Below are 16,208 nucleotides of genomic sequence, written 5' to 3' on the forward strand. Positions count from 1 at the left end.
GTGGATTCACTCGGCTTTATTACATGGATTTGTTATTTCTCTTTTCGTGGTGATCACGTTCGGATGATTTTTGGAAGTTTTTATCATCCTTTCGTTTTCCATAATGTTCGTTCCGGCTATTGTTCTTTTTTTGATAATGTTTCAAGTGATCATCATAGGATCGATGAAAGTGATGATATTGACTGTTTTTTGTGGGTAAATTGCGATTTTTGCTATTTTTTTCAAATTCCTCATCGTTACTTTTTTTTTGTTCATCTTTTTCTTCAAATGGATAATGATGGTTTTGCGTTACTTTTTTTCCATTACTATTATTTTCTTCCCATTTCTGTTCATCTTTCTTTTGTAATGAATGGTTGATCGCCTGTTGTTCATTTTTTTCATGGCCACTATCTTTATTTTTTTTGTCATTCTGTTCATCTAATGAGTGATCGTTCGTCTGCTGTTCATTCTTTTCACGGCCATTATTTTTGTGATCCTGCACATCTTTTTTGTTTAATGAAGAATGGTTCGTCTGCTGTTCATTTTTTTTATCCCCATCTTTTTGTTTCAGCGGTTTTTCTAATTTTTTCGCTTTTGGCGGCTTTGGTGAAACTGCTTTCATTTTTTGTTCCATTTGCAACAGTTTTCCCGTTGTCATTCCCTTTTCTACCGCTTTATTTCGTACTTCCATCGTGCTTTCTTCTGTCTTTACGATAATGTTTTTCTGCTGATACGAATGTTGAATTTTCATTAACTCTGTAGAAAGTTTCCGTGAAGATGCAGCACGGTGTTTTCTCTCCACCGTTGTAATCAATACTTGTCCACCTTTTTGCAAATATCCTTTTTTCATACTTAATTCGATAATTTCCTTGGTAATGACAACAAACGCTTCATTCTTCCAACGAGAAAGCTGTGAAACAATCTTCTCTCCTTCCTCGTTATATGCCTTTAATTTTAGCACCTTTAGCTGTTCATCCACTCCAATCTCAATGCTTGGATTAATGTCAATGGACATATAAGCGTATACTTCATTGGAAGGAAAACGGAACAATGTGGCAATTAAAAGTACCGCTGCTGCAATGAGACTCACCGCAGCATATCGAAATGAACGGTGACGAACATAGGGTTTTTTCACCATCTTCGCTTCGATTTCTTCTCCTATTTCATACTCATCCTCTTTCTTTACTTGAATAAACTCCCCCTCCGGCGTCAATAATGTTACAAATTCTTCGTCTAGTTCTAATACAATCCCTTTTTTCACGATGGAAGCACCCCTTTTATATAATCCTTTAAATAAACGTAATCTCCCGCTAAAATAATGGCCACCGCAATAATGTATTTTCTGTTTCTCTCTATTGTCTTGCGGCTCACTTCGGCCATATTTTCCAATTGCTTAATGGGCAATTGCTTTTTTTGAAAAAGCTGCTTTAACAGCTCCTCATTATCAACCAACAACTTAGCGACGTTGATCGCGTTAATGCGGGCATCTTTATGCTTCGGCGATTGCTCAACAAGGTCGTGAAAATGAATGCCAAATTCCTTGAGCACTTGCTGGTAATGGATAATTTCCTCGCGGCGTTGCTCCTGCTCGATTTGTTTGTAAAATTCGTCTATCGACAATTTTGTATCTAAATATGTTTGCACAGCATTTTCATCTTCCTCATCCGTATGTAATACAACCTCCCTAACCTTGGCTTCTTTGCGGATGTAATCAATTAAACGTCTTTTAATAAGCAGCTCGGCGAAAGAAATGAAAGAGCCGCCTTTATGCGGCGAATATTTTTCAATCGCTTCATTAAACGCGATCAATCCGATACTCAGCTCATCATCCTCCTCACGAATAAACCGCTTGCACACGCTGGAAACGGTTTTTATAATAAATGGTTTATATTGCTGAATAAGCTGATTATGCAGCGTTTGATTGCCTTTTTGAATTTCACATACCTGCTGTTCGATCGTTCTCTCCTTTTTTAACGAAAATAATATGCTAAACATGGATTTCACCCCATTTATCCAAGAGACGAACTAACGCTCCCTAGAATATCATTCGTAAATGTTAACGAAAATCTGATGGTTATTCAATCGGAAATTTGTTACATTTTTAGTCCCGCGTATAAGAAAAAAGACCTTTGCTGTAGGACAAAGGTCTTTGTCGGCCGATCGATTATCCCGCTTTTTCCTCCGACGATTTCTCTATATAGTTGAGCGTGCTGTGTTTGCGACCGTATACAAAGTAAATGACAAGACCGATTGCAAGCCATGATACGAAGCCAATCCATGTCACTCGCGGAAGCTGAAGAATTAAATACCCGCAAAAGGCAACAGCCAATAATGGAACAACCGGAACGAACGGTACGCGGAACGCACGTTTTAAATGAGGCTGTGTTTTTCGTAAAACAAGAACACCGATAGAAACAGTGATGAAAGCAAATAATGTGCCGATATTAGTAAGTTCTGCAAGTTTATTCAAAGGAATTACTCCTGCAAATACCGCAACAATGACGCCTGTAATCCAAGTATTTACAAATGGCACTTGACGAGTCCGATTCACTTTCGAGAACACCTTCGGCAGCAAGCCATCGCGGCTGATTGCGTAAAACAGACGGGTTTGCCCATACATCATTACAAGCAATACCGTTGTGATCCCAGCAATCGCTCCTAGTGAAATAAAACCCGCAACCCAATCTTGGTGAATATAGTTTAACGCAAACGCAACAGGGTTTTTCACATCCAATTGTTCATATGGAACAATTCCAGTCAACACTAATGAAACCGCGATATATAATAACGTACAAACAAGCAGTGAAACAATGATTCCGATCGGCATATGCCGCTGCGGGTTACGCACTTCTTCCGCCGCAGTCGACACCGCGTCAAAACCGATGTATGCAAAGAAGACAGTCGCCGCACCGGTTGCTACCCCGGAAAACCCAAACGGCATAAATGGCGACCAGTTTTCCGGCTTCACGTACCATATACCAACAGCCAGAAACAGTAATACGACAGCGACTTTAATCACAACAATAATGGCATTAAAACGAGCTGATTTTTTTACACCAAGGTTTAACAAAAAGGCAATAAAAAGAACAATCAAAATTGCCGGTAGATCAATAAACGTTCCCTTCACCGGATCATAGGCATTCGTCAACGCCTTTGGAAGCTCAATGCCAAATCCCGAAAGCAGTCCTTGGAAGTAGCCGGACCAGCCGACCGCAACGGCTGAAGAGGCTATACCATATTCTAAAATTAAATCCCAGCCTAAAATCCAGGCGATTAATTCTCCAAATGTCGCGTAACTATATGTGTAAGCGCTTCCAGATACCGGAACCGTTGAAGCAAACTCCGCATAACAAAGCGCCGCAAACACACAAGCAAGACCAGAGAGAACGAAAGAAAGAACCAATGCCGGACCGGCATGCTCTGCCGCGGCAACTCCAGTTAATACAAAAATTCCCGTACCAATAATCGCCCCAATACCGAGCATCGTTAAATCAAACGCACCCAAATCCTTTTTTAAGGAAGCACCTTTTTGATCAGCCCCACTTAAAAGCATTTGTATCGTCTTTTTTCTAAATAAATTCATATAATGTCTCTCCTTGTCGTTTTTTGCGGAAAATTGTCGAAGAATACAATTAGGATTTTACATGATTCATTAATTTTTGTAAAGTTAGAAAATAATAAAAACAACAAAAAATTTTTGCCATTTTGTACGATGAATCTCTCCCACCTTTATTCCATGAAGGGGCGGGAGTTTCTTACCACCTCCATTGAAGAAGTTTCTGTATAAAAGAAAGCGGGATCATACTCTTTCCATTGGCAAGATCTTTTTACATTGGGATAGACGCCGCTGGATCTTCGCCGGCTTTTTATTCTGCAATCGGTGCAGGAAGCGTATTTTTTTCCCTGTAATGAGAAGGGCTTGGCCGTTTTCGCAAAATGATCCGATCGTATACACTTCCCCACGATCGACTCGCCAGATATCTTCTCCTTCTGTTCATTTCACGGAGGGAGACTTATCCGGAAAAATGTTAAAATCACGGAATTATTTTCTTTAATAATAAATATTTCTAATTTACAAATTTTTCAGATAAATATATAATAAATTTGTGTCAACTTTTTGAACAGCGAAAGGGGGAAGGCTTTGTTTTCTTTGATCATTCCAAATAAATAATAAGGAGGGACTATTTTTCCATGGCAATACGGGAACATTCTCTCATGGAGCACACATCAATCGATTATACGAAAATTACGCAATCTTCTTCTTTCCAGCAACTGATGCGCGCAAAGAAAAAATTCATTTTGCCGTTAACACTATTCTTCCTCATTTTTTATTTTGCTCTCCCGATTTTGACGTCTTATTCTAACGTGTTAAATTCGCCTGCGATCGGTCCGATCAGTTGGGCTTGGTTGTTTGCATTTGCTCAGTTTATTATGACGTGGGCATTATGTACGCTTTACTCTAAACGGGCAGCCAACTTTGACGAAATGGTTGAGCAAATTAAACAAGAAGCGAAGGAAGGAGGAAGCGTATAATGCACGGCTTAGCCTTTTTTTTATTCTTAATTATTGTAGCGTTGACGCTGATCATCACCTACTTCGCTTCCAAACGAACCAGGACAACGAGCGAATTTTACACAGCCGACAGCAGCTTGACCGGCTGGCAAAACGGCCTGGCGATCGCAGGAGATTACATGTCTGCCGCTTCGTTTTTAGGCATTGCGGGGATGATTGCACTCGCTGGTTTTGATGGCTTCTTTTATAGTATAGGATTTCTTGTTGCCTATTTAGTCGTCCTTTATATTGTTGCAGAACCGTTGCGCAACCTTGGAAAATACACAATGGCTGATATGATTGCCGCAAGGTTCGATGATAAAAAAGTACGCGGTATTGCTGCCTTGAATACGATTGCTATCTCCACGTTTTACATGATTGCTCAGCTTGTCGGCGCCGGAGGCCTCATTAAGCTATTATTAGGAATCGATTATGTATACTCCGTCCTCATTGTTGGTGTGCTAATGACGATTTACGTCGTTTTCGGCGGCATGATGGCAACAAGCTGGGTACAAATCGTAAAAGCAGTCCTGTTAATGGTGGGCACGTTTATTATTTCGGTCATGGTCTTAGTAAAGTTTGACTTCAGCGTCATCAAAATGTTTAACGAAGTAAAAACGGCTACGCCGCTCGGCGAAGCGTTTCTGAATCCAGGCAACAAATTTAAAGACCCGCTTGATACCATCTCGCTAAATTTAGCACTCGTTTTAGGAACAGCAGGGCTTCCGCATATTTTAATCCGTTTCTTTACAGTAAAAGACGCACCAACGGCGCGTAAATCGGTCGTCTATGCCACATGGATTATCGGCATTTTCTACATTTTAACAATCTTTTTAGGATTTGGCGCCGCCGCATTTGTTGGTTACAACAAAATTGTCGCCGCCAATCCTGCTGGAAACATGGCTGCTCCATTACTAGCCGAAGCGCTCGGCGGGGATGTCCTATTTGCCTTTATATCCGCCGTTGCATTTGCTACGATTTTGGCGGTGGTTGCCGGTCTGGTCTTATCAGCGGCATCCGCATTTGCCCATGATTTCTATAGCCATATCCTTCGCCGCGGTCAAGCGACAGAAAAAGAACAGATGGTTGCCGCCCGTTGGGCATCGATTGGTGTAGCAATATTATCCATTCTTCTGGCATTATTCGCGCAAAAAATGAACGTTGCCTTCCTTGTTTCGCTGGCATTTGCCGTCGCAGCAAGCGCCAACTTACCGATTATCGTCTTTACTATTTTCTGGCGGCGTTTTAATACAACCGGTGCCATTACAGGAATGATCGTTGGTCTATTCAGTGCATTGTTGCTCGTATTCTTCAGCCCGAACGTCTGGTCACCGCAACCTGGTGCTGCTATTTTGATCGGCGAACCGCTTTTTAAGCTTGCCAATCCTGGCATCGTTTCGATTCCGCTAGGGTTCATCGCCGCGATTATCGGTACACTTCTTTCTTCGCAAAAAGAGGACAATAAAAAATTTGATGAGATTCTTGTGAAAGCAAATACAGGAATCAACCAATGACAAACTAAATGGAAAAATGAAATTCATCATTAGAAGCGCTTCCTTTAGAAGAATGAAGGATTCTCCTTGCGGCGGCACCGAAATGCATAAAAAGGGCTGAACGGTAATGTTCCGATCAGCCCTATTCTTTATTGGGCACGATACGTTTTCGCAAATACCATATAACTGTCCACTTGCCGGCGATCGACCTCATAGCCGATCCCAGGTGCCTCTGGTACCGCAATCGTTCCATCATGCACAACCACTTCCGGAACAATAATGTCTTTTTCCCAGTAGTGGGAAGAAGCGGCTGTATCTCCTGGCATCGTAAAGTTTTCCAACGTCGTCATTGCAATATTATGCGCCCGGCCAACCCCCGCTTCAAGCATTCCGCCGCACCAGACAGGAATGCCGTTTTCTTGACAAAGGTCGTGAATTCGCTTCGCCTCCGTCAAGCCCCCGACCCGTCCAATTTTTATGTTCACAATTTGGCAGCTGCCCAGCTGAATCGCTTTTCTTACGTCTTCCACGGAGTGAATGCTTTCATCTAAACAAATCGGCGTGCAAATCTGCCGTTGAAGTGTCGCATGGTCAACGAGATCATCCGCTGCCAGCGGCTGTTCGATCATCATCAGCTGAAACTCGTCAAGCGCTTTTAAACGGTCAATGTCTTGCAAGGAGTAGGCGGAATTCGCATCTGCCATCAACGGGATGTCCGGAAAACGGCGTCGGACTTCGCGGACGACGTCAACATCCCATCCGGGTTTAATTTTTATTTTAATGCGGCGATATCCATCCTGTACGTACCGGTCGATAACCCGTAACAACTCATCCACATTTTTTTGAATGCCGATGCTTACTCCTACTTCAATGCTGCTCTTCATTCCACCGAGGACTTTATGTAATGGCAGCTGCCGTTTTTTCGCAAATAAATCCCATACCGCTCCTTCAATCGCCGCTTTCGCCATTTGATTTTTCCGAATGGCGGAAAAGCGTTGCTGCAGTTCTTGCGGGTGGGCAACGGGCGCCTGGAACAAAAGCGGTAACAAAAAGTCCTCTAACATATGCCAATTTGTTTTTACCGTTTCCTCATTATACCATGGGAACGAAAAGGCAACCGATTCGCCCCATCCAGACACACCGTCTTCATCGATTGCTTCCACTAAAATAAACTCTTTGTTCCGAAACGTGCCAAAACTTGTAGCAAACGGTGATTTCAGTTCCATTTGCAAATGGCGCAGTATTACTTGTTTTATTTTTATTTCCATAAAAAACTCCCCCTACTCTTATAACGGCAGTTGGTCACGCCTTACACACACATAATATAAGACAGGTTCATGTTCGCGGCGAATGACATGCGCCACCGCCCATCCATCGCGAAAGAGGCGGGTGAAAACAGCACGGGTTTTGTAGCGCCAATCAAGCGCCAATGAAGGATTTCTTTCTTTCAGCGCCTGAAACTGAAGCGGAATCGCTACAAACAAAAAAGAGGCATGATCTGCATCTTGCTTCTGCCACACTGGCTCTAGATCATCATTGTGATGTTGCCGCCAGCCAAGCACGACGCTTTCTGGCGTCCACCGCAGCTCAGAGAAAACGCGGCCTCTTTCCTGTAAATATCGGCTTTCAAGCAGCCACTCAACTACAAAACGGTCGGACGGCAAATGTTTATTGAACGCATCATCCATTTCGCCATAGCAATTTTCAATATACTGCGAACAAATCGCCCCTAGTTTTGCAATATTCACGTAACCATTTCTGCTTTCGAGCGGATCATAGGTCCAGCGGATTTTGCGATATCCTCGTTGGATTGCTTCCTGTGCCTGTTTCATTTTTAGCATGTATCCGATTCCACGGTCGCGAAATGGTTTGGCAATCCCCATCATATGGGAACAAAGATATACTTCCCCATTTTCGTATCCGGGAAAACTATAGACAAATCCAACCATTTTCCCCCCAACAAACGCTCCGATAATAATGCCGCCGTTTTTCGCCGCCGTCACCGTCTGATGGGTTGGAATCGGGGACGTTCCCCATATTTCCGCTTCTAACCGCGCCATCTCCTCCAGTTGCTCCATCGTTTCAATTTTTTGCAGTAAAATACTCACTTTCTGTCTCTCCTTGCAACGCAAAATAGTCAAACGTTTCTATAATGGTTCTTGCCAATATTTCAATGCCTACTAATAAATCTTCGCGCCGGAATGTCATTTGCGGATGATGCAATCCTGGTTTTAAATCGCAGCCAAGCCCTAACATCGTCGTTTTTAGCGTTGGTTTTTTAAAGGAATAAAAATGAAAATCTTCTCCGCCCGATGTTACAACCGGCGGCAAGCATCTGTCTTCCCCAAGCGTGGCGATAATCGCCCGTTCCATGAATTGCTGCGCCTGCGGATGCGGATTGGCGGCGACAATGCGCGCATTGGCACGCAGTTCAATCTCAGCGTCATAAATAGCTGCAATCCCTTTCACAACGTGATTCAATCCTTCCACTAACTCGTCCATCGCTTCATTGGTTTGCGAGCGTAAATCAAGGGTAAACTCGGCGTAATCCGGTATGATATTCGCATTCTTTTCTCCGGCATGAAACCTCGTCATTTTAATCGACGCCGGAACTTGCGGATCGATATGAACTTTGCTTAGCTCTTGTACGATCGCGCTGCCCACTTCAATGACGTTGACGCCAAGATGCGGTCTTGCCGCATGCGCTGCCACTCCTCTAATCCGTCCCTCAATGCATTGCGCTGCCCCGTGCAAAATAGCTGGAGCCGCATAACCGCTTTTCACTTCTTGAATCGGCCGCAAATGAACGCCGTACAGAAAGTCAATGTCATCGACAACGCCTTTTTCTACAAATTTTAATGCTCCTGTCCCTTTTTCCTCGGCCGGTTGAAAAAGAAGTTTCAGCTTCCCTGGCGGCTTATAGCCAATGCGATTAAACAGTTTTGCGACCCCTAGCACCATTGTCATATGGGCATCATGTCCGCACGCATGATTGGCCTGCCAGACGCCGTTTACTTCCTGCCAAAGTGCATCCATATCGCTGCGAAGTCCAACCGTCAACGGTCCATTTCCGATTTCGCCAACCACACCGGGGCAATCGGAAAACGTGTGAACGCGATACCCTTCCTGCTGCAGCTGTTGCTTCATAAATTGTGTTGTTTTCCACTCTTCCCAGCTAATTTCCGGATGACAATGAAGATAGTCAAAAATCTCTAATATCTCTGCCGCCATCTCGTTGATAATATTCCTCATTATGTTCTTCCCCCCCGCTGATATCATAGTCAACTTTTCGAAACATTGGGCGCTTCGAAAAAAGTTATTACACATTATTATAATATTCAAAAAAAATGTTGCAACCTTAGGCATATTGATTAACCTAGGAGAAAACTACTGGCAATTACGATAAAAAAATCCTAAACTTCGTGATTCGAAGTTTAGGACGCATCATGACCGCCGCCGTTTGATCAGCTGATTGACGACTTCGGAAAAAATCAACCCCATCGCAATCGCTCCGGAAATCATAAACGCTTTGGCCGCAAGCGATATCGCCGCATTGTAGTCATTGAGAACGACGTGGCGCATCGCCTCAAACGCCGTTCCCCCCGGCACGAGCGGAATGATCCCAGAAACGCTGAAAATGGTAGCTGGCGTCTTATAAAGGCGCGCAAACAAATTGCTGAGCAGCGCCACGAAAAAAGCGGCAATAAACGTCGCCAGCACGTTGTTTAAATGGTGTTCGGCAAAGAAAAAATAGACCATCCAGCCGACCATCCCGACAAACCCGCTATTGATTAATAATTTTTTTGGAATGTTAAAAATCATCCCAAACAAAGCCGAAGCAATAAAACTGAGCAATAGTTGCTGAACAATCATCGAAGTTTCCCCTTACTTTGTTAACGAATCGATAAAATAAGAGCAATCCCCGAGCCGATCGCAAATGCCGTTAAAAACGCCTCCGCCCCTCGGGACAGCCCAGCAATAAGATGCCCTGCCATTAAATCCCGCACCGCGTTGGTAATCGCTAATCCTGGTACTAACGGCATCACCGACCCGATCATCATTTTCCCTAAATCCTCTCCCAATCCAGCCATCATCATTAACAAGGCCATCCCACCGGCGACAAACGAAGCGAAAAACTCGGCGAAAAAGCGGATTTTTATCATGCGATGAATCATCTCAAAACAGTAAAATCCTGTTCCTCCGGAAAGAAGTGAAGGAAGAAAATTGCTCCACCCACCACCAAGCATTACAGCAAAACAGCCGCTCGCTATCGCTGCCGCAATCACTTGCAGCCAAAGAGGATAGGCAAACTTTTGCGCTTCCACTTCTTTTAACTGTTCATACGCTTCCTCAAGCGTCAGCTCTCCGTTGCTAATTCGGCGAGAAATGCTGTTCACTAGAGCTACTTTCTGCAAATCGGTCGAGCGCTCCGAAATGCGGATAAACTGCGTCGAATTCTTCTTATCAATCGAAAAAATAATCCCGGTCGGCGTCACATAGCTATGCGAACGGGGAATGCCAAAGGAAGCGGCGATGCGCATCATCGTATCTTCCACGCGATACGTTTCCCCGCCGCTTTCGAGCATAATTTTTCCCGCGAGCAGACAAACTTCGACAATCTCATTCGTCCGGTCTGAATAAGCTGGCATGTTTCACCTCTCCATCTATACTTTACTTTGAGATATTACAAAAAAATAGATCCTTACACAATAGTGTTTTCCTTCTTTTACATCCCTGCCGCTTTCATGCCAAGAAACGCGAGCAATATGCCAAGCATATAGCTGGCCAAAAGATAGAGAATGAGCAGTTTCCATTGCTTATTCAAATACAATGTAACATTCTCAAGTTTAAAGGTTGAAAAAGTCGTAAACGCCCCCATAAATCCTGTTCCGAAAAGAAGGTTCCATGAGGCATTCCATCCTTTTCCAATCATATATCCAAGCAAAAAAGATCCGACTAAATTGACCAATAACGTAGCGATCGGAAAAGACGAAGGATATTTCTGTTTGATCCAATTGCTGACGCCAAAGCGCGCGATTGCGCCGAAAAACCCGCCGATCGCGACAAGTGCGCTATTCCATAACATAAGACTTCCTCCCTTACTCCGCCGTTTCTTTCTGGGTACGCAAACTGCCTTGTCCAAACCGAAATCCCAGCCATGACATTGCCAACCCTCCGCATAGGCTGAGGAAAACATAAAACAACGCCATTTCCCAATGGGATGTGTGCAGCAACTGAACAGTCTCGACGCTGAACGTAGAAAACGTCGTAAACGAACCTACTAATCCTGTTCCGAGCGCTGTTGCTACATAAGAAGGCAGATTGTTTAGCCGAGGCAAATACACAGTCAGCCAGCCTAACGCAAAACAGCCAATCATATTGGCCAGCCATGTCGCCATAGGAAACAATCCGCTCCACCACCCGCTGACGAACAAACCTAGGTAATATCGCAGCAATGCGCCGACAATCCCGGCGAGGCCGACAACGACATAAACCACTAAACCCACTCCTTGTTCCCAATTTATCAAAAACAAACTCCTACCAATTAATGATTCATTGGTAGGAGCCATCAGCCCGAAAGGAAGTTTAGGAGAACTCCATCGCCTATTACACTCTGTTCGTTATTATAATATTGTAACAAAAAAGATATCTCACTGCCAATTTGCACAGTTTTTTCCTTGACTATTCTAAATAATTAGCTATGTTCCCTCCACCATCTGTTTTTCGTTCTTATTCTTCTGCACGGATCGCGTGCGGAAACGTCTATTGCAACAAACGCAGACTTTGTGGCCATCCTCCTTCCCGGTTCATCATCGAACCGATGACATGGTTACTCTCCTTTCTTTTCCATCTTTCTATGTCTCTGGAATGATTCTTTTTTCTTTTCTCCTTTTTTAGACAAAAACACCGGATTTCTTTACGAAGCATATATAGCGAAACCAAAAATGGACATGTTTCAGGAGGGGGACATATGAACAAACGAAAATCGATTTATCGCGTCCTATCTAGCGGTGCGTTGGCTGCTATCGTTGCTTTTTCCTTCAGCGGCTCTCCTACATTCGCCAGCACGGGCACCACAATGCAGACAAGCACCGCGAAGCAAGTCAATGCCAACACGGAAGCTCCATCACTTTTACCTGGCGACTTTTTCTACTTCGTCAAAACGATGATGGAAAAAATGGAGTTGGCCCTCACTTTCAATGATGTTGAAAAAGCGAAGCTGCTTGCGGAGTTTACCGAAAACCGCATCAATGAAGCAAAAGCACTTCTAGAAAAAGGCGAAACACAATCGGCGAGAGAAGTGCTAGAAAAAGCATTGCAGCAGCAAGAAGAAGCATTAAAAACATATGAGAAAAGCCAAAAAGAAGACCGAAAAGATACAGAACAAAAAGACAAAGAAACAGCAACCAACATAGATGCGTTGCGCAAGCAGCTGGAAGAAAAATTCTCGAAAAATATTCTTGCCTTACAGGCAGCGTTAGAAAAAGTCAAAAATCCCCGTGCAAAAGAAGTGTTAGCCCGCAACATTGCAAAGGCAAAAGAAAAGCTAGAAGCGAAAATGGAAAAACGTTTAACAAAATGGGAGGAAAAACAACAATCTTCTAAAGAAACGACAGACGCTGACCAACAACCAACTGATGAAACAACAGAAAACAACAAAACAACCAACACGAATGAGCAACCAACCAATGATACAGCAACGCCAGACAAATCCACCGATACGGCTGAACAACCGACAGCAGATACAACAAATACAAATCAAACATCAGCAAAACCGGCGGCGGTAAAACCTCATTCGGCACAAGCAAGCACGACAAACAAAGCAAACGCCGCAACGCAAGCAAACACACAAAAACAGCCAACGACAAACGCTAAACCGGCAAAACATGCATCATTCGCTAAACATATAACAGAACAGCCGCGCCATCACGTTGAAAAACAACCATCTGCAAAATTGCAAATCGGGGTAACAAAAACAAAAGAAGAAAAAGCAGTGGGTCATGACGCCAAACTGGCAAAACATGCACCATACACTAAACATGTAACAGAACAGCCGCGCCATCACGTTGAAAAACAACCATCCGCAAAATTGCAAACCAGGGTAACGAAAACAAAAGAAGAAAAAGCAGTGAATCATGCTGCTAAGCCTTCTCAAGGCAAACAAGATAAAGAAGAAAAAAGCGAGAAGTAATTTAAATATACTACGATGATTAGAGGATACTATATTCAATAGGCATAGTATCCTCTTTTTTCATACATATAATTTATGGTATTACTTACGCAGAAGTTTATAAACTATAGGCACATATTAAGCTTCACTTAATATGTGCTTACCTATTCTACGGAAATCCCGCCTTCTCCCTGCACAGAAAGCCAGTAAAGAAACTCTCCTTCTTCATTTCGCCCGCGGAAGACCGCTCCGACATGCATTTTTTTCATCTTTGAGCGTCAACAGCACCTCGTTCATATGCGAGTTTAATAATTCCATCCATTCATCGACTCGCTTTGCTTTTCCTTCCTTTAGGCGAAATTTGCTCAGTTCTACTGCAGGAAGAATCGCCGCCAAACTGCTTGCAGAGCTAGGATGCAAAATTGTCGCAGTAAGCGATTCCAAAGGAGCCATCTATAATGAAAGCGGCCTGGATTTAGCAAAAGTGGAATATTTGAAAGACCATCAATCATTGCTTGATTACGGTGAATCCTATCACTTACCTCCAGCAAAATTATTAGAACTGGACGTCGATATTTTAATTCCAGCCGCATTAGAAAACGCGATTACCTCGGAAAACGCTGACCGAATTCAAGCAAAAATCATCGCTGAAGCAGCAAACGGTCCCGTCTCTCCGGAAGCGGACCGCATTCTCGCAGAAAAAGGAGTTATCGTCATCCCTGATATTCTTGCGAACGCCGGCGGCGTAACCGTATCGTACTTTGAATGGGTACAAAACTTAATGAACTATTACTGGAGCGAAGAAGAAGTGAACAAAAAGTTGGCTGATGTGATGGTCCAAAGCTTCCATGCCGTCAACGAAACAGCAAAAGAGTTCCATACGGACTTGCGCAACGCCGCTTATATCATTTCTTTAAAGCGCATCACCGAAGCGATGAAGGCGCGCGGATGGGTGTAAAAAGACGAAAAGGATCCGAATTTTTTACATCCGGATCCTTTTAATTTTTTATTTATGCATCTTCTCCAATAATCTTTACCTCTAATTCTAACTCTACGCCAAATTTCTCTTTCACCGTCTTGCGCACCATTTCGATCGTCGCAATATAATCGGCGGCAGTCGCGTTATTTTTATTAATGATAAACCCAGCATGTTTTGTCGACACTTCTGCCCCGCCGACTCCTTTTCCCTGCAGGCCGCTGTCTTGAATGAGTTTGCCCGCGAAGTATCCAGGAGGCCGTTTAAATACGCTGCCGACCGATGGGTACTCGAGCGGCTGCTTTGATTCACGCTGGAACGTTAAGTCGTCCATTTTTGCTTTAATTTTTTGCGGATCGCCTTTTTCGAGCTGAAACACAACTTCAAGCACAACGTCGTGCGTCTTGCTGATAATGCTCGTGCGGTAGCCTAATTGCAAATCATCTTTATACATCGTCTTTAGCTCGCCTTTTTGCGTGACAACCTTCACATGGTCCAGCACGTCTTTTACTTCCCCGCCATAGGCTCCCGCGTTCATCATAATCGCGCCGCCGACAGAGCCAGGGATACCGCAGGCAAATTCGAGTCCTGTCAAGCTATGTTCCAAGGCGAATCGGGAAACAGCTTTAATGTCGGCACCGCTTTGCGCGATAATTTTTTCTCCTTCCACCTTTATTTCCGCAAGATGTTTTAACTGCATAACAATACCGCGAATGCCGCCGTCGCGGACGATCACGTTCGATCCGTTGCCAAGCAACGTAAAAGGAATCTGAAATTTTTCTTTCAGTCGAATAACGTCAACGACTTGTTCATACGTCGTCGGCCAGACAAGAAAATCCGCCTTGCCGCCGATTTTCACTAACGTATGATATTTCATTGGTTCATCGCGCAGGACATTTTCTTTCCCGCAAATTTGCACTAATTCTTGATAAATCACATCATTTGCATACATCGCTTTTCCCTCTTTACTTTTCTGTTCATTCATTTGGTGAAATACGTATATCCGCTTCTAATTTCACCTCGACATTTCCTTTTATCGCTCTTGATATCATGCAGCTTTTTTCTGCTTTTTCCGTAAGAAGCGCTGCTTTTTGGACATCTTTGTCCGTCGCTCCAGCAGACAATGTAATCGCAGGGCGATGAATGATCGTTTTGTACGTGACCACACCCCGCTCTACCTCCACAATTCCTTCCGATTCCATTGTGAGCTCATCGACCGGAATGGAAGAACGTTCTAACATCGCCGCAAGCGTGATTAAATAACATGTTGCTGCTGCACCTAACAACATTTCATCTGGGTTTGTTCCAATTCCCGGACCATCCATTTCCGATGGAACGGATACTTTCGTCTTCAACTGACCAGCGTCAATAAAGCCGTTGCCATTTCTTCCACCAGCCCATTCCGCTTTTAAATGAAAATGATGTTGTTCCATTACACTCCCCCGCTCCGCGAAAAATCATCCATTTTATCCGAAAACGTCACATGACAATCCATCGTCTGCTTTTTCATGACGGAACACCATATTTTATTTTACAATAAACACCTCGTTTTGGTAACGAACAAAATCTAATAACGTTCCCCAGTCAGTAAGCACTCTTGCCTATTGTAGTAAAATTTTTTTCGCATGGTAGAATAACCACTTTTCCATAACCATTCTATTTATATAGTCAGTCCTTATACAGACTAATGATGAAAAGAAACATAAAAACGATGTCATTACATATTTACTGCAAGACATAATGCATACGTCCATCAGCTCGTCATAAAAGAAAAGCTGATTGGCAGAGGAATTGCTGTTTCCCATCAATCAGATATACAATGGCAGTATTGAAGTTTAGGGCCTTCTTTAAAGATTCATCCAAAATCCATTTTGTCCGCCCCAATCTACATCAATCGTTTTGTTCACAGCACCCACTTCAATCATTAAATTTTACCTTCTTCATCTTAACTGAATTTTATTGGGATCCAACATTCCCTGTGCTTTTAGCTCTTGTATTTTAAAACATCCTACCAATGATGAAAAAGAGAATACAAACC

Annotated in this window: 15 protein-coding genes, 2 pseudogenes and 1 riboswitch; of the genes and pseudogenes, 4 read left to right on the top strand and 13 right to left on the bottom strand. The window is 43.4% G+C overall.

Translation table 11 applies throughout. From position 1 onward, the window contains the following. Positions 1-19: 19 nt before the first annotated feature. The 3 genes from GCA01S_RS04220 to GCA01S_RS04230 all read right to left on the bottom strand — a co-directional run bounded on the left by GCA01S_RS04220 (position 20) and on the right by GCA01S_RS04230 (position 3,562). On the bottom strand, positions 20-1,240 hold the full coding sequence (locus tag GCA01S_RS04220; protein ID WP_042407488.1) for an anti-sigma factor domain-containing protein: 1,221 nt from the start codon (positions 1,238-1,240) through the stop codon (positions 20-22). Next, positions 1,237-1,983 (bottom strand): RNA polymerase sigma factor SigI, encoded by a 747-nt coding sequence (gene sigI, locus GCA01S_RS04225; protein ID WP_026078553.1) that lies wholly within the window; start codon positions 1,981-1,983, stop codon positions 1,237-1,239. The genes GCA01S_RS04220 and sigI overlap by 4 nt, the downstream gene beginning before the upstream one ends. 160 nt (positions 1,984-2,143) lie before the next feature. After that, positions 2,144-3,562, bottom strand: coding sequence for an amino acid permease (locus tag GCA01S_RS04230; RefSeq protein WP_017436243.1), 1,419 nt, complete (start codon positions 3,560-3,562; stop codon positions 2,144-2,146). 608 nt (positions 3,563-4,170) lie between these two features. On the opposite strand from GCA01S_RS04230, the gene GCA01S_RS04235 reads away from it, so the two are divergent. Continuing rightward, positions 4,171-4,512, top strand: coding sequence for a DUF485 domain-containing protein (locus tag GCA01S_RS04235; RefSeq protein WP_017436244.1), 342 nt, complete (start codon positions 4,171-4,173; stop codon positions 4,510-4,512). Then, positions 4,512-6,044 carry a solute symporter family protein gene (locus tag GCA01S_RS04240; RefSeq protein ID WP_042407491.1) on the top strand — a complete coding sequence of 511 codons (1,533 nt, stop codon included), beginning with the start codon at positions 4,512-4,514 and terminating at the stop codon, positions 6,042-6,044. The genes GCA01S_RS04235 and GCA01S_RS04240 overlap by 1 nt, the downstream gene beginning before the upstream one ends. A 128-nt stretch (positions 6,045-6,172) precedes the next feature. On the opposite strand, the gene menC is transcribed toward GCA01S_RS04240, so the two are convergent. The 7 genes from menC to crcB (GCA01S_RS04275) all read right to left on the bottom strand — a co-directional run bounded on the left by menC (position 6,173) and on the right by crcB (GCA01S_RS04275) (position 11,521). Beyond that, positions 6,173-7,291: an o-succinylbenzoate synthase gene (gene menC / locus GCA01S_RS04245; RefSeq protein WP_042407494.1), complete on the bottom strand. Its 1,119-nt coding sequence runs from the start codon at positions 7,289-7,291 to the stop codon at positions 6,173-6,175. An 18-nt stretch (positions 7,292-7,309) separates the two neighbouring features. Next, entirely contained in the window at positions 7,310-8,131 is an 822-nt protein-coding gene (locus GCA01S_RS04250; RefSeq protein ID WP_042407495.1) for a GNAT family N-acetyltransferase, read from the bottom strand. Next, positions 8,106-9,275, bottom strand: a complete 1,170-nt coding sequence (locus GCA01S_RS04255; RefSeq protein ID WP_017436248.1) for a M20 peptidase aminoacylase family protein — start codon at positions 9,273-9,275, stop codon at positions 8,106-8,108. Before GCA01S_RS04255 ends, GCA01S_RS04250 begins: the two co-directional genes overlap by 26 nt. Positions 9,276-9,467: 192 nt before the next feature. Then, positions 9,468-9,896, bottom strand: coding sequence for a threonine/serine exporter family protein (locus GCA01S_RS04260; protein WP_017436249.1), 429 nt, complete (start codon positions 9,894-9,896; stop codon positions 9,468-9,470). Positions 9,897-9,916: 20 nt separating this feature from the next. Continuing rightward, positions 9,917-10,672: a threonine/serine exporter family protein gene (locus tag GCA01S_RS04265; protein ID WP_042407499.1), complete on the bottom strand. Its 756-nt coding sequence runs from the start codon at positions 10,670-10,672 to the stop codon at positions 9,917-9,919. A 77-nt stretch (positions 10,673-10,749) separates the two neighbouring features. After that, positions 10,750-11,109 (bottom strand): fluoride efflux transporter CrcB, encoded by a 360-nt coding sequence (crcB, locus tag GCA01S_RS04270; RefSeq protein ID WP_017436251.1) that lies wholly within the window; start codon positions 11,107-11,109, stop codon positions 10,750-10,752. A gap of 13 nt (positions 11,110-11,122) precedes the next feature. Beyond that, a complete protein-coding gene (gene crcB, locus GCA01S_RS04275; protein WP_026078554.1) occupies positions 11,123-11,521 on the bottom strand; it encodes a fluoride efflux transporter CrcB in 399 nt (132 codons plus the stop codon). Positions 11,522-11,576: 55 nt separating this feature from the next. After that, positions 11,577-11,637: riboswitch (Fluoride riboswitch) on the bottom strand. A gap of 357 nt (positions 11,638-11,994) precedes the next feature. Here crcB (GCA01S_RS04275) and GCA01S_RS18975 point away from each other — a divergent pair. Continuing rightward, positions 11,995-13,215, top strand: a complete 1,221-nt coding sequence (locus GCA01S_RS18975) for a DUF5667 domain-containing protein (RefSeq protein ID WP_052510016.1) — start codon at positions 11,995-11,997, stop codon at positions 13,213-13,215. A gap of 146 nt (positions 13,216-13,361) precedes the next feature. On the opposite strand, the pseudogene GCA01S_RS20345 reads toward GCA01S_RS18975, so the two are convergent. Then, a pseudogene (locus tag GCA01S_RS20345) lies at positions 13,362-13,581 on the bottom strand (DUF6176 family protein); the annotation flags it as partial. On the opposite strand from GCA01S_RS20345, the pseudogene GCA01S_RS04290 reads away from it, so the two are divergent. After that, positions 13,571-14,152: pseudogene (locus GCA01S_RS04290) on the top strand (Glu/Leu/Phe/Val family dehydrogenase); the annotation flags it as partial. The pseudogenes GCA01S_RS20345 and GCA01S_RS04290 sit on opposite strands and share 11 nt — an antisense overlap. 52 nt (positions 14,153-14,204) lie before the next feature. Here the strand turns inward: GCA01S_RS04290 and murB are convergent. Beyond that, positions 14,205-15,122: a UDP-N-acetylmuramate dehydrogenase gene (murB, locus tag GCA01S_RS04295; RefSeq protein WP_026078555.1), complete on the bottom strand. Its 918-nt coding sequence runs from the start codon at positions 15,120-15,122 to the stop codon at positions 14,205-14,207. A gap of 25 nt (positions 15,123-15,147) precedes the next feature. After that, positions 15,148-15,603, bottom strand: coding sequence for an OsmC family protein (locus GCA01S_RS04300; protein ID WP_026078556.1), 456 nt, complete (start codon positions 15,601-15,603; stop codon positions 15,148-15,150). Between the last annotated feature and the right edge of the window lie 605 nt (positions 15,604-16,208).

Source organism: Parageobacillus caldoxylosilyticus NBRC 107762, from assembly GCF_000632715.1.
GTDB lineage: Bacteria > Bacillota > Bacilli > Bacillales > Anoxybacillaceae > Saccharococcus > Saccharococcus caldoxylosilyticus.

Excerpts from the sequence above, each read along its gene's own strand:
- GCA01S_RS04230 (WP_017436243.1), bottom strand. The coding sequence starts at position 3,562 with ATGAATTTATTTAGAAAAAAGACGATACAAATGCTTTTAAGTGGGGCT.
- GCA01S_RS04240 (WP_042407491.1), top strand. The coding sequence starts at position 4,512 with ATGCACGGCTTAGCCTTTTTTTTATTCTTAATTATTGTAGCGTTGACG.
- GCA01S_RS04300 (WP_026078556.1), bottom strand. The coding sequence starts at position 15,603 with ATGGAACAACATCATTTTCATTTAAAAGCGGAATGGGCTGGTGGAAGA.
- GCA01S_RS18975 (WP_052510016.1), top strand. The coding sequence starts at position 11,995 with ATGAACAAACGAAAATCGATTTATCGCGTCCTATCTAGCGGTGCGTTG.
- GCA01S_RS04255 (WP_017436248.1), bottom strand. The coding sequence starts at position 9,275 with ATGAGGAATATTATCAACGAGATGGCGGCAGAGATATTAGAGATTTTT.
- GCA01S_RS04235 (WP_017436244.1), top strand. The coding sequence starts at position 4,171 with ATGGCAATACGGGAACATTCTCTCATGGAGCACACATCAATCGATTAT.
- murB (WP_026078555.1), bottom strand. The coding sequence starts at position 15,122 with ATGTATGCAAATGATGTGATTTATCAAGAATTAGTGCAAATTTGCGGG.
- crcB (WP_017436251.1), bottom strand. The coding sequence starts at position 11,109 with ATGTTATGGAATAGCGCACTTGTCGCGATCGGCGGGTTTTTCGGCGCA.
- menC (WP_042407494.1), bottom strand. The coding sequence starts at position 7,291 with ATGGAAATAAAAATAAAACAAGTAATACTGCGCCATTTGCAAATGGAA.
- GCA01S_RS04265 (WP_042407499.1), bottom strand. The coding sequence starts at position 10,672 with ATGCCAGCTTATTCAGACCGGACGAATGAGATTGTCGAAGTTTGTCTG.
- GCA01S_RS04260 (WP_017436249.1), bottom strand. The coding sequence starts at position 9,896 with ATGATTGTTCAGCAACTATTGCTCAGTTTTATTGCTTCGGCTTTGTTT.